The sequence below is a fragment of the Streptomyces sp. NPDC043726 genome, from assembly GCF_056436565.1.
Genome location: NZ_JBWKCI010000003.1, coordinates 490,468 through 512,228, shown reverse-complemented (window position 1 = coordinate 512,228; position 21,761 = coordinate 490,468). Strand labels below are relative to the sequence as shown.

19 protein-coding genes and 1 tRNA gene are annotated in these 21,761 nt (G+C 68.5%); 11 read left to right on the top strand and 9 right to left on the bottom strand.

Annotated features, from left to right (window positions below; translation table 11 throughout):
* Window positions 1-69: 69 nt before the first annotated feature.
* Window positions 70-1,041: a thioredoxin-disulfide reductase gene (gene trxB / locus AC068Z_RS11275; RefSeq protein WP_478554368.1), complete on the top strand. Its 972-nt coding sequence runs from the start codon at window positions 70-72 to the stop codon at window positions 1,039-1,041.
* 45 nt (window positions 1,042-1,086) lie between these two features.
* Window positions 1,087-1,419: a thioredoxin gene (trxA, locus tag AC068Z_RS11270; RefSeq protein ID WP_186287959.1), complete on the top strand. Its 333-nt coding sequence runs from the start codon at window positions 1,087-1,089 to the stop codon at window positions 1,417-1,419.
* An 80-nt stretch (window positions 1,420-1,499) separates the two neighbouring features.
* Here trxA and AC068Z_RS11265 read toward each other — a convergent pair whose 3' ends face one another.
* The 9 genes from AC068Z_RS11265 to rpmH all read right to left on the bottom strand — a co-directional run bounded on the left by AC068Z_RS11265 (window position 1,500) and on the right by rpmH (window position 8,424).
* Window positions 1,500-2,117 carry a GNAT family N-acetyltransferase gene (locus AC068Z_RS11265; RefSeq protein ID WP_478554367.1) on the bottom strand — a complete coding sequence of 206 codons (618 nt, stop codon included), beginning with the start codon at window positions 2,115-2,117 and terminating at the stop codon, window positions 1,500-1,502.
* A gap of 319 nt (window positions 2,118-2,436) precedes the next feature.
* Entirely contained in the window at window positions 2,437-3,525 is a 1,089-nt protein-coding gene (locus AC068Z_RS11260) for a ParB/RepB/Spo0J family partition protein (protein WP_478554366.1), read from the bottom strand.
* Complete coding sequence (locus tag AC068Z_RS11255; protein ID WP_478554541.1) at window positions 3,522-4,595, bottom strand: ParA family protein; 1,074 nt, start codon at window positions 4,593-4,595, stop codon at window positions 3,522-3,524. Before AC068Z_RS11255 ends, AC068Z_RS11260 begins: the two co-directional genes overlap by 4 nt.
* A 305-nt stretch (window positions 4,596-4,900) precedes the next feature.
* Window positions 4,901-5,617, bottom strand: coding sequence for a 16S rRNA (guanine(527)-N(7))-methyltransferase RsmG (gene rsmG / locus AC068Z_RS11250; protein WP_478554365.1), 717 nt, complete (start codon window positions 5,615-5,617; stop codon window positions 4,901-4,903).
* Window positions 5,618-5,743: 126 nt separating this feature from the next.
* On the bottom strand, window positions 5,744-6,256 hold the full coding sequence (locus tag AC068Z_RS11245; protein ID WP_186287963.1) for a R3H domain-containing nucleic acid-binding protein: 513 nt from the start codon (window positions 6,254-6,256) through the stop codon (window positions 5,744-5,746).
* A gap of 15 nt (window positions 6,257-6,271) precedes the next feature.
* Window positions 6,272-7,540, bottom strand: coding sequence for a membrane protein insertase YidC (yidC, locus tag AC068Z_RS11240; protein ID WP_478554364.1), 1,269 nt, complete (start codon window positions 7,538-7,540; stop codon window positions 6,272-6,274).
* 3 nt (window positions 7,541-7,543) lie between these two features.
* A complete protein-coding gene (yidD, locus tag AC068Z_RS11235) occupies window positions 7,544-7,897 on the bottom strand; it encodes a membrane protein insertion efficiency factor YidD (protein ID WP_478554363.1) in 354 nt (117 codons plus the stop codon).
* Window positions 7,894-8,265 carry a ribonuclease P protein component gene (gene rnpA, locus AC068Z_RS11230; protein WP_478554362.1) on the bottom strand — a complete coding sequence of 124 codons (372 nt, stop codon included), beginning with the start codon at window positions 8,263-8,265 and terminating at the stop codon, window positions 7,894-7,896. The genes yidD and rnpA overlap by 4 nt, the downstream gene beginning before the upstream one ends.
* Window positions 8,266-8,286: 21 nt before the next feature.
* Complete coding sequence (gene rpmH, locus AC068Z_RS11225; RefSeq protein WP_015659252.1) at window positions 8,287-8,424, bottom strand: 50S ribosomal protein L34; 138 nt, start codon at window positions 8,422-8,424, stop codon at window positions 8,287-8,289.
* Window positions 8,425-8,810: 386 nt separating this feature from the next.
* Between rpmH and dnaA the strand changes: the two genes are divergently transcribed.
* The 9 genes from dnaA (at window position 8,811) to AC068Z_RS11180 (ending at window position 21,551) form a co-directional block, all read left to right on the top strand.
* On the top strand, window positions 8,811-10,799 hold the full coding sequence (gene dnaA / locus AC068Z_RS11220) for a chromosomal replication initiator protein DnaA (protein ID WP_478554361.1): 1,989 nt from the start codon (window positions 8,811-8,813) through the stop codon (window positions 10,797-10,799).
* A 906-nt stretch (window positions 10,800-11,705) separates the two neighbouring features.
* Entirely contained in the window at window positions 11,706-12,836 is a 1,131-nt protein-coding gene (gene dnaN, locus AC068Z_RS11215; RefSeq protein ID WP_451718213.1) for a DNA polymerase III subunit beta, read from the top strand.
* Between the two features lie 145 nt (window positions 12,837-12,981).
* On the top strand, window positions 12,982-13,857 hold the full coding sequence (gene gnd / locus AC068Z_RS11210) for a phosphogluconate dehydrogenase (NAD(+)-dependent, decarboxylating) (RefSeq protein WP_478554360.1): 876 nt from the start codon (window positions 12,982-12,984) through the stop codon (window positions 13,855-13,857).
* Between the two features lie 41 nt (window positions 13,858-13,898).
* Window positions 13,899-15,020: a DNA replication/repair protein RecF gene (recF, locus tag AC068Z_RS11205; protein WP_478554359.1), complete on the top strand. Its 1,122-nt coding sequence runs from the start codon at window positions 13,899-13,901 to the stop codon at window positions 15,018-15,020.
* Entirely contained in the window at window positions 15,017-15,547 is a 531-nt protein-coding gene (locus AC068Z_RS11200; RefSeq protein ID WP_478554358.1) for a DciA family protein, read from the top strand. The genes recF and AC068Z_RS11200 overlap by 4 nt, the downstream gene beginning before the upstream one ends.
* 362 nt (window positions 15,548-15,909) lie before the next feature.
* Window positions 15,910-17,994 carry a DNA topoisomerase (ATP-hydrolyzing) subunit B gene (gene gyrB, locus AC068Z_RS11195; protein WP_478554357.1) on the top strand — a complete coding sequence of 695 codons (2,085 nt, stop codon included), beginning with the start codon at window positions 15,910-15,912 and terminating at the stop codon, window positions 17,992-17,994.
* 42 nt (window positions 17,995-18,036) lie between these two features.
* On the top strand, window positions 18,037-20,622 hold the full coding sequence (gene gyrA / locus AC068Z_RS11190; protein ID WP_478554356.1) for a DNA gyrase subunit A: 2,586 nt from the start codon (window positions 18,037-18,039) through the stop codon (window positions 20,620-20,622).
* A gap of 17 nt (window positions 20,623-20,639) precedes the next feature.
* Window positions 20,640-21,362, top strand: a complete 723-nt coding sequence (locus AC068Z_RS11185) for a DUF3566 domain-containing protein (RefSeq protein WP_478554355.1) — start codon at window positions 20,640-20,642, stop codon at window positions 21,360-21,362.
* A 112-nt stretch (window positions 21,363-21,474) separates the two neighbouring features.
* Window positions 21,475-21,551, top strand: a tRNA-Ile gene (locus AC068Z_RS11180).
* The last annotated feature ends 210 nt before the right edge of the window (window positions 21,552-21,761 follow it).

Below are 21,761 nucleotides of genomic sequence, written 5' to 3'. Positions count from 1 at the left end.
GTGGGGTGAGAGCTCTGAAAGGGGCTCCCGCCGGACCTATGACGCAGTCCAGAGACGAGGAATCAAGCCGTGAGCGACGTCCGTAACGTGATCATCATCGGCTCCGGGCCCGCCGGCTACACGGCGGCGCTCTACACCGCGCGCGCGTCGCTGAAGCCGCTGGTGTTCGAAGGTGCCGTCACCGCCGGTGGCGCGCTGATGAACACCACCGAGGTCGAGAACTTCCCCGGCTTCCAGGACGGCATCATGGGCCCCGAGCTCATGGACAACATGCGCGGCCAGGCCGAGCGCTTCGGCGCCGAGCTGATTCCGGACGACATCGTCTCCGTGGACCTCTCCGGCGAGATCAAGACCGTCACCGACACCGCGGGCACCGTTCACCGCGCCAAGGCCGTCATCGTCACCACCGGCTCCCAGCACCGCAAGCTCGGCCTGCCGAACGAGGACGCCCTGTCCGGCCGCGGCGTCTCCTGGTGCGCCACCTGTGACGGGTTCTTCTTCAAGGACCAGGACATCGCCGTGATCGGCGGCGGCGACACCGCGATGGAGGAGGCAACCTTCCTCTCGCGCTTCGCCAAGTCCGTGACGATCGTCCACCGCCGCGACACCCTGCGCGCCTCCAAGGCCATGCAGGACCGCGCTTTCGCCGACCCGAAGATCAAGTTCGTGTGGGACAGCGAGGTCGCCGAGGTCCAGGGCGACCAGAAGCTCTCGGGTCTGAAGCTGCGCAACGTCAAGACGGGCGAGCTCTCCGACCTCGCGGTGACCGGCCTGTTCATCGCGATCGGCCACGACCCGCGCACCGAGCTCTTCAAGGGCCAGCTGGAGCTGGACGAGGAGGGCTACCTCAAGGTGGACGCCCCCTCTACTCGCACCAACCTGACCGGCGTCTTCGGCGCCGGCGACGTGGTCGACCACACCTACCGCCAGGCGATCACGGCGGCCGGTACCGGCTGCTCCGCCGCCCTCGACGCGGAGCGTTTCCTCGCCGCCCTGGCGGACGAGGAGAAGGCCGAGCCCGAGAAGACCGCCGCCGTCTGACCCTCACCCACCCGCCCCACGCACCAACCAGTTAAGGAGCCCGCCGTGGCCGGCACCCTGAAGAATGTGACCGACGACTCCTTCGAGCAGGACGTCATCAAGAGCGACAAGCCCGTCCTGGTGGACTTCTGGGCCGCCTGGTGCGGTCCGTGCCGCCAGATCGCGCCGTCTCTCGAGGCCATTGCCGCCGAGTACGGCGACAAGATCGAGATCGTCAAGCTGAACATCGACGAGAACCCGGGTACGGCCGCCAAGTACGGCGTCATGTCCATCCCGACGCTGAACGTCTACCAGAACGGCGAGGTCGCCAAGACCATCGTCGGCGCGAAGCCGAAGGCCGCGATCCTCCGCGACCTCGAGGACTTCATCGCCGAGTAGGCGTTGTTTCACGTGAAACACGAATGGGCCAACCCCCCGAGGGTTGGCCCATTCGCTTGTCCGGGAGGACCAGCCGTACGTCACAGCGGTCGCAGCGCGGGTTCCTTCTGCACGGCCCCCAGCAAGCGGTCCAGTGCCATCTCCACGTCTTCCTTCCAGGACAGCGTCGTCCGCAGCTCCAGCCTCAGCCGCGGATAAGTCGGGTGCGGCCGTACCGTCTTGAAGCCCACCGCCAACAGGTGGTCGGCCGGGAGCACACACGCGGGCTCCTTCCAGCGCGCGTCCCCGAAGGCCTCGATCGCCTTGAAGCCCCGGCGCAGCAGATCCTTCGCGACGGTCTGGACCATCACCCGCCCCAGCCCTTGTCCCTGGTACCCCGGCAGGATGAACGCCGTCATCAACTGCACGGCGTCGGGCGAGACCGGGCTCGTGGGAAACGCGGTGGAGCGGGGGACGTAGGCCGGAGGCGCGTACAGCACGAACCCGACCGGGGCGTCGTCGACATAGACGACCCGTCCGCAGGAACCCCAGTCCAGCAGGACGGCGGAGATCCAGGATTCCTTCTCGAGCGCCGAGGTGCCGGCGGCTACCGCGGCTTTGCCACTGACGGGATCCAGCTCCCAGAAGACACACGACCGGCAACGCTGGGGAAGGTCCTGAAGGTTGTCCAGCGTGAGCGGTACGAGCCGACGCCCCATGAAGGCTGATCCTCGCTTCCCTCGCCCGCTGCGTCACGGGCGGCTGTCAGGGCGTTCCTTTCCCTGAGCAGGCTGCCGACGAATCCGCCGACCGCGCCCAGGCCCAGGCCCGCGCTCACCAGTCCGGTCCGGCTCACCGTTCGCATGGCCCCTGCCTCCCCTGAGAGGTGCCGCCAAGTGGATGCGCCATACCCGATCGCATCGTATCCATGATGCGATTACCTCGATACCGCCAAAGTGCAAAGGGCGGGCCGTCTTCCGGTACTCACCGGACACGACCCGCCCTTCGTCTGCCGACCACGGCACATGGCCCCCGAGATCAGTCCTCGGTGTCCTCCGCGCCGTCCTCCATCAGGCTCTTCTGGAGAGCGAGCCGCTCGCCCGGGGCGAGCGTGTTGAGGATCCGCTCAAGATCGTCCGGCGAGGCGAACTCGACGGTGATCTTGCCCTTCTTCTGACCGAGCTCGACCTTCACCCGCGTCTCGAACCGATCCGAGAGCCGGGTCGCGAGGTCGGTCAGCGCCGGGGAGACCCGGCCACCGGCGCGCGGCCCCTTGGACCTCGGGGCCTTCTGGACCCGGGAGCCCATCAAGGTCACGATCTCCTCGATGGACCGGACGGACAGGCCCTCGGCCACGACTCGGTGAGCCAGCCGCTCCTGCTCCTCCGGGTCCTCCACGGAGAGCAGCGCCCGCGCGTGCCCGGCGGAGAGCACACCCGCCGCCACCCGGTTCTGGACCCTCGGCGAAAGCTTCAGCAGCCGCAGGGTGTTGGAGACCTGCGGGCGGGACCGGCCGATGCGGTCCGCCAGCTGGTCGTGCGTGCAGTTGAAGTCCTTCAGCAACTGGTCGTAGGCGGCGGCCTCTTCCAGTGGGTTCAGCTGGGCGCGGTGCAGGTTCTCCAGCAGGGCGTCCAGGAGGAGCTTCTCGTCGTCCGTGGCCCGCACGATCGCCGGGATGGCCGTCAGGCCCGCCTCACGGCACGCCCGCCAGCGCCGCTCACCCATGATGAGCTCGTACTGGCCCACACCCACCTGCCGTACGACGACCGGCTGGAGGAGACCGACCTCCTTGATGGAGGTGATGAGCTCCTGCAGCGCGTCCTCGTCGAAGACCTCACGCGGCTGGCGCGGGTTCGGCGTGATGTCGTCCAGGGGAATCTCGGCGAAGTGGGCACCCATGGGAGGCGCGGGTGTCTCCGCGAGGCCGTTGACGGCCGGCTCCTCGGTGTCACGGGAAACCGGCGGGAGGGCGGCCACCTTCGCGGCGGCGACTCCCCGGTCACCGGTCAGCACCGGGACGGCCGCCGGGGAGGCGGGGGCGGGACTTCCCACCTGGGACTGCTCCGCCGGTCCGGGGATCAGCGCGCCGAGACCACGGCCCAAACCAATTCTCCGTCGGTCGCTCACTGGATCCCCTCCACCATGCTCGGGTCGCTCTGGGCGCCGATGCGGGCGTGCGTCGCGTCGTAGCTGACGCCGGCACCCCTCAGCGCGATTTCTCGTGCCGCCTCAAGATAGGACAGCGCACCGCTGGATCCGGGATCGTAGGTCAGCACGGTCTGTCCATAGCTCGGCGCCTCGGAGATGCGGACCGAGCGGGGAATGCTCGTCCGCAGCACCTCTTCGCCGAAGTGACTGCGCACCTCGTCCGCGACCTGGGACGCCAGGCGGGTCCGGCCGTCGTACATGGTGAGCAGGATCGTCGATACATGCAGCGTGGGGTTGAGGTGCCCCCGCACCAGATCGACATTGCGCAGCAGTTGGCCGAGGCCCTCCAGCGCGTAGTACTCGCACTGGATCGGGATCAGGACCTCCTGCCCCGCCACCAGCGCGTTGACCGTCAGCAGTCCGAGCGAGGGCGGGCAGTCGATGAGGATGTAGTCCAGCGGCTGCTCGTAGGCCTGGATGGCCCGCTGCAGCCGGCTCTCGCGGGCCACCAGGGACACCAGCTCGATCTCCGCACCGGCGAGATCGATGGTGGCCGGGGCGCAGAAGAGGCCTTCCACATCGGGGACCGGCTGGACGACTTCCGCGAGCGGCTTGCTCTCGACCAACACGTCGTAGATCGATGGAACTTCGGCGTGATGGTCGATGCCCAGGGCGGTGGACGCGTTGCCCTGGGGGTCGAGGTCGATCACCAGAACACGGCCCCCGTGCAGAGCGAGAGACGCGGCGAGATTGACGGTCGTCGTCGTCTTGCCCACGCCACCCTTCTGGTTGGCGACCACGATGACCCGGGTCTGTTCGGGCCGTGGGAGACCCTCACCGGCACGGCCGAGAGCCTCCACCGCCAATTGGGCAGCACGACCGATGGGAGTGTCGTCCATCGGGGGCGGTGTTTCACGTGAAACATCCTCCCCCATCGACTCGGTTCGGGGACCGGGGACCGGATCGGTCATCGGTCCCGCGATGTTGGCGTCGGACCGCAAGGATTCACTCTCCTCGACTACAGGCTCGCAATGAACAGAGCCTCCCATGTCTTCGGGGTCGTGAACCAGTGAGCCCTGGTCTTCTGTGGAGAATTCCACCTCTGTGGACAACTCCGTTACCTCTCCGAGTGACCCGAGAGGCTTCCGGTCGCGCGGTTCGGCCGCGGCGCGGCCCCGGCTGATGATGCCGTGCAGCAGTGAGCGACGTTTCACGTGAAACACGATGCACAGCAGCACGGGCCGATCTGTCGCCGACACTCCGGCATGCGTAGGTTTGGCAGCTTGTGTGGAGTACGTCTCGTCCTCAGGACGGATCAGCGCCGTCGGCCTCAGGAATCACGAACGGGACAGGATCAGCGCCGCCGACGCGCCCGCCCCGTCCGGGCCGCCTTCGCCCGCTTCGCCGCGAAGCGCACACCGCCGGGGCTCTCCCCGACCTCGACCCGCACGACCGTCGACAGCGGATCCACCACGCCCTCACCCACATGCATGATGGACGTCCCCACCGCACCGAGCTTGCTCAGCGCCGTGGCGGCGCTCTTCAGCTCCTCCTCGGCGGTGTCGCCCTTGAGGGCGAGCATCTCGCCGTAGGGACGCAGCAGCGGGATGCCCCAGGTGGCCAGTCGGTCCAACGGAGCCACGGCCCGTGCCGTCACCACGTGCACCGGCTGGAGCTTGCCCATGACCTCCTCGGCCCGGCCCCGGACAACCGTCACGTGGTCCAGGCCCAGCAGCTCGACGACCTCGGTCAGGAAGGTCGTCCGCCGCAGCAGCGGTTCCAGCAGCGTGATCTTCAGGTCCTCCCGGACCAGGGCCAGCGGAATGCCGGGCAGCCCCGCCCCGGAGCCGACGTCGCACACCGTCACCCCCTCGGGCACGACCTCCGAGAGCACGGCGCAGTTCAGCAGATGCCGCTCCCACAGCCGCGGCACCTCACGCGGCCCGATCAGACCGCGCTGCACGCCCGCCTCCGCGAGCAGCTCCGCGTATCGGACCGCGTCCGCGAAGCGATCACCGAACACCGCACGCGCCTGCTCGGGCGCGGGGGGAAGCTCCGCTGCCTCCGTCACGGGGGACCGTCCTTCCGTACGGCGCCGGCGCACCGGGCGCCGACACCAGAACCACCAGAACTATCAGGCTGACAAAGTTCGGCCCCGCCTGCCGGGCAGACGGGGCCGGAGGAACGTACGGACCGATCAGGCGGGCAGCACGACGACGAAGCGCTGCGGCTCCTCGCCCTCGGACTCGCTGCGCAGACCCGCGGCCTTGACCGCGTCGTGCACGACCTTGCGCTCGAAGGGCGTCATCGGCTTCAGCTTCACCGGCTCGCCGGTGTTCTTCACGTCGGCCGCCGCCTTGGCGCCCAGCTCGGAGAGCTCGGCGCGCTTCTTGGCGCGGTAGCCGGCGATGTCCAGCATCAGCCGGCTGCGGTCGCCGGTCTCCCGGTGCACGGCCAGGCGCGTGAGCTCCTGGAGTGCCTCCAGCACCTCACCGTCGCGGCCGACCAGCTTCTGCAGGTCGCGGCCGCCCGTGTCGCTGATGATCGAGACAGCGGCGCGGTCGGCCTCGACGTCCATGTCGATGTCGCCGTCGAGATCGGCGATGTCGAGCAGACCCTCGAGGTAGTCCGCCGCGATCTCGCCCTCCTGCTCCAGGCGGGTCAGGGTGTCTGCACCCTCGGCAGCGGCGGAGGTGGTGCCTTCCGTCACGGGATGGACTCCTTCTTACTTCTTGGACGGGGACTTGGGCCGCTGCGGACCCTTGCGCTGTCCGGACTGGGCCTTGCTGCGGGTGCCGGACGCGGGCTTCTGGTCCTGCTTGGCGGTGGAGGGCTTGGCGTCCTCCGGGGCGTCGGACTTGGTCAGCGACGTCTTGGCCTCGGACTCGCCGCCCGCCGCCTTGGTCCCGCCGGACTGGCGCTGGGACTTGCTCTGCCGCTTGGGCTGCTGGCGCTTCGGCGCCGCCGTGGGCGTACCGTCCTCGGTCGCGACCGCGACGGGCGTCTCGCTCTTCACCACAGTGCCGTCGGCCTGCGCGGCGAGCCCCGCCTTGCTCAGGCCGTTGATGAACTTGCGCTCGTACTCGTTGCGGTCACGGCCCTTGGCGACGATCGCCTTGATGATGTTGCGCTCACCGCGCCGACGGACCTTGCCCTGGTGCGTGACGTGCTTGGTCAGGCGCTCCAGGTACGCGGCCTGGGCCTTGGAGCCCGGGGTCGGGTTGTTGCGGATGACGTACATCTGCTGGCCCATGGTCCACACGTTGGTGGTCAGCCAGTAGACGAGGACACCGACGGGGAAGTTGATGCCGAAGACGGCGAACATGACCGGGAAGATGTACATCAGCATCTTCTGCTGCTGCATGAACGGCGTCTTCACCGTGGTGTCGACGTTCTTCGTCATCAGCTGGCGCTGCGTGTAGAACTGCGACGCCGACATGAGGATGATCATGATCGCGGTGACGACACGGACGTCGGTGATCGTGGAGCCGAGCGCCTCGACCTTGGACGCGCTGTCCGTGAACTTCGACGCGAGCGGCGCGCCGAAGATGTGCGCCTGCTGCGCGCTCTCCAGCAGCCGGTCGTTGATGACGCCGACCTTCTCGTTGTTCGCGATGCTGTTGAGCACGTGATACAGGGCGAAGAAGAACGGCGACTGCGCCAGGATGGGAAGACACGAGGAGAGCGGGTTGGTGCCCGTCTCCTTGTAGAGCTTCATCATCTCTTCGGACTGGCGCTGCTTGTCGTTCTTGTAGCGCTCCTGGATCTTCTTCATCTCGGGCTGCAGCGTCTGCATGGCCCGGGTCGCCTTGATCTGCTTCACGAAGAGCGGGATCAGGCAGATACGGATCAGGATCACCAAGGACACGATGGACAGGCCCCAGGCCCACCCTGTGTCATCGCCGAAGATGGCGCCGTACACCGTGTGGAACTGGACGATGACCCAGGAGACAGGTGTCGTGATGAAGCTGAAGAGGCTGGCAATCGTGTCCACTAATCATGCTCCTTGGGCATGGGACGGGGTCTCTGCGGCCGGGCTCGAAGAAACATGGTCTTCGGTGGCCGTTTCGGCGGCGGAGGGCCCGCCCTTGCGTGCGCGCCATGCGCCCCGCAACATCTCGTGCCACCGCGGGCGCTTGCGCGGCGGGACATGGTCCACACCGCCCAGCGACCACGGATTGCAGCGCAGGATGCGCCAGGCCGTGAGCGCCGTGCCCTTGATGGCACCGTGCCGGTCGATGGCCGTGTAGCCGTAGTGGGAACACGACGGGTAGTACTTGCACACCGGCCCGAGCAGCGGGCTGATGGTCCACTGGTAGATCTTGATCAGAGCCAGCAGCGGGTACTTCATCGCGCGCCCCCTCCCAGCAGCCGCTGCAGAGCGGCATCCAGGTCTCGGGCCAGCTGTGCATGGTCGGCGTCACCCGCACCGGGCAGCGCTCGTACGACTACCAGGCTACCGGGGGGAAAGACGTCGACTCGATCGCGCATCAGATGGCGAAGCCGGCGCTTCACCTTGTTGCGTACGACCGCACCGCCGACAGCCTTGCTGACGACGAAACCCGCACGCGTCGGGGGAGCGCTCTCCCCAGGCGCGTGCGGGTCCGTGGCACCGCTACGAAGGTGGACGACGAGGGTCGGGCGCCCGGCCCGGCGTCCTCGTCGTACCGCGGTCGCGAAGTCCTCGCGCCGCCTCAGCCGGTTCTCGGTGGGCAGCACGACGTCATGACCTGACCGGAATCAGGCGGACAGGCTGGCGCGACCCTTGGCACGACGGTTCGCGAGAATCGCGCGACCGGCACGGGTACGCATCCGCAGGCGGAAGCCGTGGGTCTTCGCGCGACGACGGTTGTTCGGCTGGAAGGTGCGCTTGCTCACTCGGGGGCTCCAGAAATCAAATCGGTGGTGGCGGGTGCCGTCCTGGCTGTCACCGTGCGCCCACGAGTAGCTCGCGTTACGCCCGAGTGCACCGCTTCCCGATCACCGGTTCACCCCCGCCGTGGCGGGGACGTGATCTTGTGCCCATCGGAGGCAGGCGGCAGCAGCCATCGACAACTCGACCTGGTTACGGTACGCGGGGCTACGCCATCCGGTCAAACCAGGGGTCACCGGGAGACACTATCCACAGCCTGGGGACAACAACTTGAACCGCACCCGTCGCCCTGACTACCGTGGCTGAACTCCGATTCGCCCGTCCCACCCGATTTGAATCCCGACCCGTCCCACAATCACACGTTCGTGGGACCCGTGAGAGAGCGTGCCCTGTGGCTGACGTACCTGCCGATCTTGCCGCAGTGTGGCCACGAGTACTCGAGCAACTCCTCGGCGAGGGTCGCGGCCAGGGGGTCGAGGCGAAGGACGAACACTGGATCCGCCGCTGCCAGCCGCTCGCGCTGGTCGCGGACACCGCTCTGCTCGCCGTACCGAACGAGTTCGCGAAGGGCGTACTGGAGGGCCGTCTCGCCCCGATCGTCAGCGAGACCCTGAGCCGTGAGTGCGGCCGCCCGATCCGCATCGCGATCACCGTCGACGACTCCGCGGGCGAGCCCCCGCCGGCGCCCCCTGCCCGCCCCCAGCCGCGCTACGAGGAGCCCGAGCTCCCCTCCGGCCAGTACGAGGGCTACGGCCGCCATCGCGGCGCCGACGGCGACGCCTACCCCTCCCGGTCCGACCAGGGCGACCAGCTCCCCACGGCCCGGCCCGCCTACCCGGCCGAGTACCAGCGCCCCGAGCCCGGCGCCTGGCCGCGCCCGCAGCAGGACGAGTACAGCTGGCAGCAGCAGCGCCTCGGCTTCCCCGAGCGCGACCCGTACGCCACCCCGTCCTCCCAGGACTACGGCCAGGACGGCTACGCCCAGGACGGCTACGGCCAGCCGCAGCAGGACTACCGCCCGCAGCCGATGGACCGCCCGCCCTACGAAGGCCCTCGCGGCGACTACGACAGCCCGCGCGGCGACTACGACGGCAAGCGCTCCGAGTACGACGGCCCGCGCGGTGACTACGACAGCAAGCGCCCCGACTACGACAAGCCGCGCGGCGACTACGACCAGGGCCGGCCCGACTACGACCAGCGCGACGCCCGACGGGAGCTGCCGGAGCCGGGCACCGGCCACGGCCCCGTCCACCGCGGCGGCCCCGTCGGCTCCGCGCTGCCCGCCTCCAGCGGCGCCCCCGGCCCCCTGGCCGCGCAGCCCGCGCCCGCCACCGGACCCGGCGAGCCGACCGCGCGACTGAACCCGAAGTACCTCTTCGACACCTTCGTCATCGGGGCGTCGAACCGTTTCGCCCACGCGGCCGCGGTCGCCGTCGCCGAGGCGCCCGCGAAGGCGTACAACCCCCTCTTCATCTATGGGGAGTCCGGGCTCGGCAAGACGCACCTGCTGCACGCGATCGGGCACTACGCGCGGAGCCTGTATCCCGGCACGCGCGTGCGCTACGTGAGCTCCGAGGAGTTCACCAACGAGTTCATCAACTCCATCCGCGACGGCAAGGGCGACAGCTTCCGCAAGCGGTACCGCGAGATGGACATCCTGCTCGTCGACGACATCCAGTTCCTCGCGGACAAGGAGTCGACGCAGGAGGAGTTCTTCCACACCTTCAACACGCTCCACAACGCCAACAAGCAGATCGTGCTCTCCAGCGACCGGCCGCCCAAGCAGCTGGTCACGCTGGAGGACCGGCTGCGCAACCGGTTCGAGTGGGGACTGATCACCGACGTCCAGCCGCCCGAGCTGGAGACCCGGATCGCGATCCTGCGCAAGAAGGCGGTGCAGGAGCAGCTGAACGCCCCGCCGGAGGTGCTGGAGTTCATCGCCTCCCGGATCTCGCGGAACATCCGTGAGCTGGAGGGCGCGCTGATCCGCGTGACGGCGTTCGCCTCGCTCAACCGGCAGCCGGTGGACCTGGGCCTGACGGAGATCGTCCTGAAGGACCTGATCCCGGGCGGCGACGACTCGGCGCCGGAGATCACCTCCACGGCCATCATGAGCGCCACCGCCGACTACTTCGGCCTCACCGTCGAGGACCTGTGCGGCACCTCGCGCGGGCGCGCGCTGGTGACGGCCCGCCAGATCGCCATGTACCTGTGCCGGGAGCTGACGGACCTCTCCCTGCCGAAGATCGGCGCCCTCTTCGGCGGCCGCGACCACACCACGGTCATGCACGCGGACCGCAAGATCCGCAATCTGATGGCCGAGCGGCGCTCCATCTACAACCAGGTCACCGAGCTCACCAACCGCATCAAGGCCGGCTGACAGCCCGCTCGACACGGCGTCCAGGGCGCCCTCCGGAGCAGATCCGGGGGGCGCCCTTCGCTGTGCCGGGGCACCGCGGGCGCTCCGGCCGCCCAGCACCGACATCACCCGTTGTTCGATTACCCGCCGGGTTACGGCCTCTCTCCACAGATTCGGGGACTTTCTTCCGTCCACATCCTGGGGACTGTGGAGTTGTCCAGATCGTCATCCACAGCTGTGCGGTTGACAGACCATCAGCCCAGCTCAGCCGGTTGTGGATTCGTGGACGAAGGATCTCCACAGACTGTGGACAGCGAGATGGTCCACAGGCTGTGCATCGAGTTGTCCACCGGCAACCCACAGGATGAGGCCGGTTGTCCCCAGCGATCAGCGACTTCTCCACATGACTGTCCACTGTTCGGCAACCCGACGCGCCTTCTCACCGGGTCGAGTGAAAGGCGTCACACGAAGGTGCCGGGTTGCCCTGTGGGAAAGGCGGGTAAAGCTGGGGACGACGCTGGGGAGAACTCGCCCCGGCCTGTGCACGGGGTGTGCAGAACTTTCTGTTCTCCACAGAAGCGCCCGGTTGTCCACCGGCTCCGCCCACAGGGGCAGTGGACAAAATTCCCGCTCTGAGCTGGGCAAACGTGGTTATCCACGGTTTCCACAGGCCCTACTACTACCGACAACTAGAGAGAGCGGGGAATTCGTTTCGAAGGGGGTCCTGTGCACAACTCGCTGTCCGGCTCCCGGCTGGCCCTCGTCACGACTTGACCCCGAGGGGCACCTACTGTCAGTGCCGTGCGTCAGACTGTTCCCCGGTGTCCTTCCCGTCACAGGAACCGATGACACGGGGACCGACGCACCGAGACAGACGACGAAGCCAGGCAGGGCGAGAAGCGCCGGCAGCAGCAGGAGGCGGCAACAGTGAAGATCCGGGTGGAACGCGACGTACTCGCGGAGGCCGTGGCCTGGGCGGCACGCAGCCTCCCGGCCCGTCCGCCGGCGCCTGTCCTCGCCGGCCTGCTGCTGAAGGCCGAGGACGGCCAGCTGAGCCTGTCCGGCTTCGACTACGAGGTCTCCGCGCGGGTCTCGGTGGACGCCGAGGTCGAGGAGGAGGGCACGGTCCTCGTCTCCGGCCGGCTGCTCGCCGACATCTGCCGTGCGCTGCCGAACCGGCCGGTGGAGATTTCCACAGACGGTGTACGGGCGAGCGTGGTCTGCGGCTCCTCGCGATTCACACTCCACACCCTGCCTGTGGAGGAGTACCCGGCGCTGCCGCAGATGCCGTCGGCGACCGGCACGGTCCCCGGTGAGGTCTTCGCCTCCGCCGCCTCCCAGGTGGCCATCGCGGCGGGCCGTGACGACACGCTGCCGGTGCTGACCGGTGTGCGCATCGAGATCGAGGGCGACCGGGTCACGCTGGCCTCCACCGACCGGTACCGCTTCGCGGTCCGTGAGTTCCTGTGGAAGCCGGAGAACCCGGACGCGTCCGCGGTGGCCCTGGTGCCCGCGAAGACCCTCCTGGACACGGCCAAGGCGCTGACCAGCGGTGACAGCGTGACGCTGGCGCTGTCCGGCTCCGGCTCGGGCGAGGGCCTGATCGGTTTCGAGGGTGCGGGCCGGCGGACCACCACCCGGCTGCTGGAGGGCGACCTCCCGAAGTACCGGACGCTGTTCCCGACCGAGTTCAACTCCGTCGCGGTGATCGAGACGGCGCCCTTCGTGGAGGCCGTGAAGCGTGTGGCGCTGGTGGCCGAGCGGAACACCCCGGTGCGGCTGAGCTTCGAGCAGGGCGTGCTGATCCTGGAGGCCGGGTCCAGCGACGACGCACAGGCTGTGGAAAGGGTCGACGCGCAGCTCGAGGGCGACGACATCTCGATCGCCTTCAACCCGACCTTCCTGCTGGACGGGCTGAGCGCGATCGACTCCCCGGTGGCGCAGCTGTCGTTCACGACGTCCACCAAGCCCGCCCTGCTGTCCGGCAAGCCGGCGCTGGATGCCGAGGCCGATGAGGCGTACAAGTACCTGATCATGCCGGTGCGGCTGAGCGGCTGACCTGCGTCGGGGCCGACCGGGGGCGGGCTCAGTCGGCCAGGTCATCTGAGCGGCTATGCCCACAGTTGTGCGTGAGAGTCCGGGTTTAGGCTCGGACGTAGGTACGAAGGTGCCACTCACGCCACAGCAACCTAAGGAACAACTGATGGAGCTCGGTCTCGTCGGCCTCGGCAAGATGGGCGGCAACATGCGCGAGCGGATCCGCCGCGCGGGCCACACCGTCGTCGGATACGACCGCAACCCGGACCTCGCGGATGTCCACAGCCTGGAAGAGCTTGTGGGCAAGCTCGAGGGCCCGCGCGTGATCTGGGTGATGGTCCCGGCGGGTGCGCCGACCCAGTCGACCGTCGACGAACTGGCCGAGCTCCTGGAGCCCGGGGACGTCGTCGTGGACGGCGGGAACTCGCGCTGGACGGACGACAAGAAGCACGCCGAGGAGCTGGCCGCCAAGGGCATCGGCTTCGTGGACTGCGGTGTCTCCGGCGGCGTCTGGGGCCTGGAGAACGGCTACGCGCTGATGTACGGCGGCGACGCGGAGAACGTCGCCAAGGTGCAGCCGATCTTCGACGCCCTCAAGCCCGAGGGCGACTTCGGCTCGGTGCACGCCGGCAAGGTCGGCGCGGGCCACTTCGCGAAGATGGTCCACAACGGCATCGAGTACGCCATGATGCAGGCCTACGCCGAGGGCTGGGAGCTGCTGGAGAAGGTCGACTCCGTCACGGACGTGCGCGAGGTCTTCCGCTCCTGGCAGGAGGGCACGGTCATCCGTTCCTGGCTGCTGGACCTGGCGGTCAACGCCCTCGACGAGGACGAGCACCTGGAGAAGCTGCGCGGTTATGCACAGGACTCCGGCGAGGGCCGCTGGACTGTGGAAGCCGCCATCGACAACGCCGTGCCGCTGCCCGCGATCACGGCCTCCCTGTTCGCGCGGTTCGCCTCGCGGCAGGACGACTCTCCGCAGATGAAGATGATCGCGGCGCTGCGGAACCAGTTCGGCGGCCACGCGGTCGAGAAGAAGTAACTCCAGCACCACACGAGACCGGGGGAGGTCGGCGCACCACCATGCACGTCACGCATCTGTCGCTGGCCGACTTCCGCTCGTACGCCCGGGTCGAAGTTCCGCTCGACCCGGGCGTCACCGCGTTCGTGGGCCCGAACGGCCAGGGCAAGACCAATCTCGTCGAGGCCGTCGGCTATCTCGCCACGCTCGGCAGCCACCGCGTCGCCTCCGACGCGCCGCTCGTCCGGATGGGCGCCGAGCGGGCGATCATCCGGGCCCAGGTCCGGCAGGGCGAGCGGCAGCAGCTGGTGGAGCTGGAGCTGAACCCGGGCCGGGCCAACCGCGCCCGGATCAACAGGTCCTCGCAGGTCAGGCCCCGGGACATCCTCGGGATCGTGCGGACGGTCCTGTTCGCGCCGGAGGATCTGGCCCTGGTCAAGGGCGACCCCGGTGAGCGCCGCCGCTTCCTGGACGAGCTGATCACCGCGCGCTCCCCGCGCATGGCCGGGGTGCGCTCCGACTACGACCGGGTCCTCAAGCAGCGCAACACCCTGCTCAAGACGGCCGCGCTCGCCCGGCGGCACGGCGGACGCGCCATGGACTTGTCCACCCTGGACGTCTGGGACCAGCACCTCGCCCGCGCGGGCGCCGAACTGCTCGCCCAGCGCCTCGACCTGATCGCCACGCTCCAGCCGCTGGCGGACAAGGCGTACGAGCAACTCGCGCCCGGCGGCGGCCCGCTGGCGCTGGAGTACAAGCCGTCCGCGCCCGGCGAGGCGCACACGCGCGAGGATCTGTACGAGCAGGTGATGTCCGCGCTCGCGGAGTCCCGCAAGCAGGAGATCGAGCGGGGCGTCACCCTCGTGGGACCGCACCGGGACGATCTGCTGCTCAAGCTGGGGCAGTTGCCCGCCAAGGGGTACGCCTCGCACGGCGAGTCCTGGTCCTACGCCCTCGCGCTCCGGCTGGCCTCCTACGACCTGCTGCGCGCCGAGGGCAATGAGCCGGTGCTCGTCCTGGACGACGTCTTCGCCGAGCTGGACACCCGCCGCCGGGAGCGGCTGGCCGAGCTGGTCGCGCCCGGGGAGCAGGTGCTGGTGACGGCGGCGGTCGACGACGACGTGCCGCACGTCCTGGCGGGGGCGCGGTACACCGTGTCCGAGGGGACGGTGGAGCGCGTATGACCGCCGAGGAGCCGAAGAAGTCCGCCGAGCCGTCCGGTGTCGACCTCGCGCGCGTGGCGCTGCGGGCGGCCAAGGAGCAGGCACGCGCGCGGGGCGACGCTCAGGCGCAGAAGAAGCAGGCGCGCCGCGGCGGCGGTCTGCGCTCCGGCGCGCGCGCCGACGGCCGCGACCCCATGGCGCTCGGCGCCGCCATCAACCGGCTGATCAACGAGCGCGGCTGGGAGACGCCGGCCGCGGTGGGCGGCGTGATGGGCCGTTGGCCGCAGATCGTGGGGCCGGATCTGGCCAACCACTGTGAGCCGGTGACATACGACGAGGACGAGCGGGTGCTGGTCGTGCGGTGCGACTCGACGGCGTGGGCGACGAATCTGCGGCTGCTCGCCCCGCAGCTGGTGGCCCGGCTGAACGAGGATCTCGGGCACGGCACGGTCAAGGCGATCAAGGTCCTGGGCCCCGGCGGCCCCGAGCGCCGCTACGGCCCCTTGCGCGCCCCGGGCAGCACTGGCCCCGGTGACACTTACGGGTGACGTACATCACGTATTGGCACGTCGGAGCGGTCCCGTCGTACACCTGGACATGCCGGCGGATCCCGGCGCGCCGCCTACCTGACTCCCAAGTAGCAAAGGGTTGACACCCCGAAGCTCTGAGTGCCGCTGTGAGCCTCTTGGAGCCCCGCTCTGCATATGGGGAGTCGGGAGAGACCGGTTCAGGGCGGCACATGCGGACTCAGGTACCGGCAAACCCCCATCACTGTCGGTGCTACCGGTAGACTGGAAGCTAATCCCGCCCCAAACGTGGGGACCGTCCGGGAAAAGCTGAGCAACGCTGATCAAGGCTTACCAACGCAACATGCCGCAGCCGCTCCGGCAACCGCCGACGAGCCTGGCTCGTGCTGTGCCAGAAAGGGCGCTTCGTGGCCGATTCCGGCAACCCCAACGAGAACATCCCGTCCACCGACGCCGGCGAGAACGGCGCTGTGACCTCGTCGACCGGCGAGGCCACAGCTTCGTACGACGCCAGCGCCATCACCGTCCTCGAAGGCCTGGACGCGGTCCGCAAGCGCCCCGGTATGTACATCGGCTCCACCGGCGAGCGCGGTCTGCACCACCTCGTCTACGAGGTGGTCGACAACTCGGTCGACGAGGCGCTGGCCGGCCACGCGGACACCATCGACGTGACGATCCTGGCCGACGGCGGTGTGCGGGTCGTCGACAACGGCCGTGGCATCCCGGTCGGCATCGTGCCCTCCGAGGGCAAGCCGGCCCTCGAGGTCGTGCTGACGGTGCTGCACGCGGGCGGCAAGTTCGGCGGCGGCGGCTACGCGGTCTCCGGCGGTCTGCACGGCGTGGGCGTCTCCGTCGTCAACGCCCTGTCGAGCAAGGTCTCCGTCGAGGTCAGGACGGACGGTCACCGCTGGACGCAGGACTACAAGATGGGCGTCCCCACGGCGCCGCTCGCCCAGCACGAGGCCGTCGAGGAGACCGGCACCTCGGTCACCTTCTGGGCCGACGGCGACATCTTCGAGACCACCGACTACTCCTTCGAGACGCTCTCGCGGCGCTTCCAGGAGATGGCGTTCCTCAACAAGGGTTTGACGATCAAACTCACTGACGAGCGCGAGTCGGCGAAGGCCACGTCCGGGGCGGACGAGGCGGGCGCCGACGAGAAGGCCGAGGTCAAGCACGTCACGTATCACTACGAAGGCGGCATCGTCGACTTCGTGAAGTACCTCAACTCCCGCAAGGGAGACGCGGTGCACCCCTCGGTCATCGACCTCGAGGCGGAGGACAAGGACAAGGCCCTGTCCCTCGAAGTCGCGATGCAGTGGAACAGCGGTTACAGCGAGGGCGTGTACTCCTTCGCCAACATCATCCACACGCACGAGGGCGGTACGCACGAAGAGGGCTTCCGCGCCGCGCTCACCAACCTGATCAACAAGTACGCGCGCGACAAGAAGCTGCTGCGCGAGAAGGACGACAACCTCACGGGTGACGACATCCGCGAGGGTCTGACGGCGATCATCTCGGTGAAGCTCAGCGAGCCGCAGTTCGAGGGCCAGACGAAGACCAAGCTGGGCAACACGGAGGCCAAGACCTTCGTGCAGAAGGCGGTCTACGAGCACCTCAACGACTGGCTGGACCGCAACCCGGTCGAGGCGGCCGACATCGTCCGCAAGGGCATCCAGGCGGCCACCGCGCGCGTGGCGGCCCGCAAGGCGCGGGACCTGACCCGCCGCAAGGGCCTGCTGGAGTCGGCGTCGCTGCCGGGCAAGCTCTCGGACTGCCAGTCGAACGACCCGACCAAGTGCGAGATCTTCATCGTCGAGGGTGACTCCGCCGGCGGCTCGGCCAAGTCCGGCCGCAACCCGCAGTACCAGGCGATCCTCCCGATCCGAGGCAAGATCCTCAACGTCGAGAAGGCGCGGATCGACAAGATCCTGCAGAACCAGGAGATCCAGGCGCTGATCTCGGCCTTCGGCACCGGGGTCCACGAGGACTTCGACATCGAGAAGCTGCGCTATCACAAGATCATCCTGATGGCGGACGCCGACGTCGACGGCCAGCACATCAACACCCTGCTGCTGACCTTCCTGTTCCGCTTCATGCGGCCGCTGGTCGAGGCCGGCCATGTGTTCCTGTCGCGTCCGCCGCTGTACAAGATCAAGTGGGGTCGGGACGACGTGGAGTACGCGTACTCCGACCGGGAGCGCGACGCGCTGCTGGAGATGGGCCGCCAGCGCGGCAAGCGGGTCCGCGAGGACTCCATCCAGCGCTTCAAGGGCCTCGGCGAGATGAACGCCGAGGAGCTGCGGGTGACCACGATGGACGTCGAGCACCGCGTCCTCGGCCAGGTCACCCTCGACGACGCCGCCCAGGCCGACGACCTGTTCTCGGTCCTCATGGGCGAGGACGTCGAGGCCCGCCGCGCCTTCATCCAGCGCAACGCCAAGGACGTCCGCTTCCTCGACATCTGAGTCGGTCTCAGCTGACCGCACCAGGAAGGATCTTCACCAGCAATGGCCGACGAGAACACCCCTGTCACCCCTGAAGAGGGCGGCGAACTCGCGATGCGCATCGAGCCCGTCGGGCTCGAGACGGAGATGCAGCGCTCGTACCTCGACTACGCGATGTCCGTCATCGTCTCGCGTGCGCTGCCGGACGTCCGGGACGGCCTCAAGCCCGTCCACCGCCGGGTCCTGTACGCCATGTACGACGGCGGCTACCGCCCCGAGCGCGGCTTCTACAAGTGCGCCCGCGTCGTCGGCGACGTCATGGGCAACTACCACCCGCACGGCGACTCCTCGATCTACGACGCCCTGGTGCGCCTCGCCCAGCCGTGGTCGATGCGCATGCCGCTCGTGGACTCCAACGGCAACTTCGGCTCTCCGGGCAACGACCCGGCGGCGGCCATGCGCTACACCGAGTGCAAGATGGCGCCGCTGTCGATGGAGATGGTCCGGGACATCGACGAGGAGACCGTCGACTTCACGGACAACTACGACGGCCGCTCCCAGGAGCCGACCGTCCTGCCGGCCCGCTTCCCGAACCTGCTGATCAACGGCTCGGCCGGTATCGCGGTCGGCATGGCCACCAACATCCCGCCGCACAACCTGCGCGAGGTCGCGTCGGGCGCCCAGTGGTACCTGGAGAACCCGGAGGCCTCGCACGAGGAGCTGCTGGACGCCCTCATCGAGCGCATCAAGGGCCCGGACTTCCCGACGGGTGCGCTGGTGGTCGGCCGCAAGGGCATCGAGGAGGCGTACCGCACGGGCCGCGGCTCGATCACCATGCGGGCCGTCGTCGAGGTCGAGGAGATCCAGAACCGCCAGTGCCTGGTGGTCACCGAGCTGCCCTACCAGACCAACCCGGACAACCTCGCGCAGAAGATCGCCGACCTGGTGAAGGACGGCAAGATCGGCGGCATCGCGGACGTCCGCGACGAGACGTCGAGCCGCACCGGCCAGCGCCTGGTCATCGTGCTGAAGCGGGACGCGGTCGCCAAGGTCGTACTGAACAACCTCTACAAGCACACGGACCTGCAGTCGAACTTCGGCGCCAACATGCTGGCGCTCGTCGACGGCGTGCCGCGCACCCTCTCCCTGGACGCGTTCATCCGGCACTGGGTGACGCACCAGATCGAGGTCATCGTCCGCCGTACGCGCTTCCGGCTGCGCAAGGCCGAGGAGCGGGCGCACATCCTGCGCGGCCTGCTGAAGGCCCTGGACGCCATCGACGAGGTCATCGCGCTGATCCGGGCCAGTGACACGGTCGAGATCGCGCGCACGGGCCTGATGGAGCTCCTGGAGATCGACGAGATCCAGGCCAACGCCATCCTCGAGATGCAGCTGCGGCGACTGGCCGCCCTGGAGCGCCGGAAGATCATCCAGGAGCACGACGAACTCCAGGCGAAGATCACCGAGTACAACGCGATCCTCGCCTCGCCGGTCCGCCAGCGCGGCATCGTCAGCGAGGAACTCGCCGCGATCGTCGAGAAGTACGGCGACGACCGCAAGACGATGCTGGTCCCCTACGACGGCGACATGTCCATCGAGGACCTCATCGCCGAGGAGGACATCGTGGTCACCGTCACCCGCGGCGGCTACGTCAAGCGCACCAAGACGGACGACTACCGGGCGCAGAAGCGCGGCGGCAAGGGCGTCCGCGGGGCGAAGCTGAAGGAAGACGACATCGTCGACCACTTCTTCGTCTCGACCACCCACCACTGGCTGCTGTTCTTCACCAACAAGGGCCGGGTGTACCGGGCGAAGGCGTACGAGCTCCCGGACGCGGGGCGTGACGCGCGCGGGCAGCACGTGGCGAACCTGCTGGCCTTCCAGCCGGACGAGGCCATCGCCGAGATCCTCGCGATCCGCGACTACGACGCGGTGCCGTACCTGGTGCTCGCCACCAAGGGCGGTCTGGTGAAGAAGACGCCTCTGAAGGATTACGATTCGCCGCGCTCCGGCGGTGTCATCGCGATCAATCTTCGAGAGACGGCGGACGGTTCCGACGACGAACTGATCGGTGCCGAGCTGGTCTCGGCCGAGGACGATCTGCTGCTGATCAGCAAGAAGGCCCAGTCGATCAGGTTCACCGCCACGGACGACGCGCTGCGGCCCATGGGCCGTGCCACCTCGGGTGTGAAGGGCATGAGTTTCCGCGAGGGGGACGAGCTGCTCTCGATGAATGTTGTTCGACCCGGTACGTTCGTGTTCACTGCAACCGACGGCGGGTACGCGAAGCGGACTCCCGTCGACGAGTACCGCGTCCAGGGGCGCGGCGGCCTCGGTATCAAGGCCGCCAAGATCGTTGAGGACCGTGGATCGCTCGTCGGTGCGCTGGTGGTCGAGGAGACGGACGAGATCCTCGCCATCACGCTGTCCGGCGGTGTGATTCGTACGCGAGTCAACGGGGTCAGGGAGACGGGCCGTGACACCATGGGCGTCCAACTGATCAACCTGGGCAAGCGCGATGCCGTGGTCGGCATCGCACGTAACGCCGAAGCGGGGCGCGAGGCGGAGGAGGTCGACGGCGACATCGCCGACGACGAGACCGCCGAGACCGCCGGCACGGACGAGGGTGAGGCGCCCTCGGCCGAGTAGCACGAGGAGTGAGTCACGTGAGCGGAGCCACGGGCGCCGGATCGGCCGGTACCTCTACGGGTACGGAGACGAACGGCGGCGGCCGTGGCTCCGCCGCGCAGACCAGTGACTCGCCCTCACCCGACACGCATGGATCCCAGGGGGGAACTGTGACGGACACCCGAGGCCCGCAGGCCCAGCAGTACGCGGCCGGCCCGGCCCCGGCGAACCAGCAGCAGCCGGCGCAACAGGCGCCCCCGGCTTCGCCGCTGCCCGGCGAGCGGCAGCCGCAGCCCTCCTCCGGGCCCTACCACCCGCCGCAGGCGTACCCGGCGGCCGCGCCGTCCGGTGCGGTGCGCAGGCCGCGCACGGGGGCGCGGACGGTGCCGCGGACCCGTAAGGCGCGGCTGCGGGTGGCCAAGGCCGACCCGTGGTCGGTGATGAAGGTCAGCTTCCTGCTCTCCATCGCGCTCGGCATCTGCACGATCGTCGCGTCGGCGGTGCTGTGGATGGTCATGGACGCCATGGGCGTCTTCTCCACGGTCGGCGGCACGATCTCGGAGGCGACCGGCTCCAACGAGTCGAACGGCTTCGACCTCCAGTCGTTCCTGTCCCTGCCGAACGTCCTGATGTTCACGGCGATCATCGCGGTCATCGACGTCGTCCTCGCGACGGCTCTGGCCACGCTCGGCGCGTTCATCTACAACCTCTCCGCCGGCTTCGTGGGCGGTGTCGAACTGACGCTGGCCGAAGACGAGTGAGCGCCTGTTCAAACCTCTCCTGACGGTTCCCCGACAACCGATTTTGGGACTGCGCACCACGTGCGCTAATCTTCAGGAGTCAGCGCGCGGGACACACCCCGCAGAGCGCGGCGGGGCTATAGCTCAGTTGGTTAGAGCGCATCCCTGATAAGGATGAGGCCACAGGTTCAAATCCTGTTAGCCCCACCAGCGAAGAGACCCCCGGTCCATCAGGACCGGGGGTCTTTTGCGTTGGTGGTCGACCGCGTTGCCTGTTGATCGCAGGGGTACGAAAACGCCCGATCGCTGGCGACGGGGGATGCACCAGCGATCGGGCTGTGGCCAACAGTAACAAGGCTGGTTGAACGGCGGGAGGCAGCCGTTCGGGACCGGGTGGTCTATGTGAGCGGGATCACGTCC

Excerpts from the sequence above, each read along its gene's own strand:
- AC068Z_RS11265 (WP_478554367.1), bottom strand. The coding sequence starts at position 2,117 with ATGGGGCGTCGGCTCGTACCGCTCACGCTGGACAACCTTCAGGACCTT.
- AC068Z_RS11255 (WP_478554541.1), bottom strand. The coding sequence starts at position 4,595 with ATGGGAGGCTCTGTTCATTGCGAGCCTGTAGTCGAGGAGAGTGAATCC.
- yidD (WP_478554363.1), bottom strand. The coding sequence starts at position 7,897 with ATGAAGTACCCGCTGCTGGCTCTGATCAAGATCTACCAGTGGACCATC.
- gnd (WP_478554360.1), top strand. The coding sequence starts at position 12,982 with ATGGAGCTCGGTCTCGTCGGCCTCGGCAAGATGGGCGGCAACATGCGC.
- recF (WP_478554359.1), top strand. The coding sequence starts at position 13,899 with ATGCACGTCACGCATCTGTCGCTGGCCGACTTCCGCTCGTACGCCCGG.
- AC068Z_RS11200 (WP_478554358.1), top strand. The coding sequence starts at position 15,017 with ATGACCGCCGAGGAGCCGAAGAAGTCCGCCGAGCCGTCCGGTGTCGAC.
- gyrA (WP_478554356.1), top strand. The coding sequence starts at position 18,037 with ATGGCCGACGAGAACACCCCTGTCACCCCTGAAGAGGGCGGCGAACTC.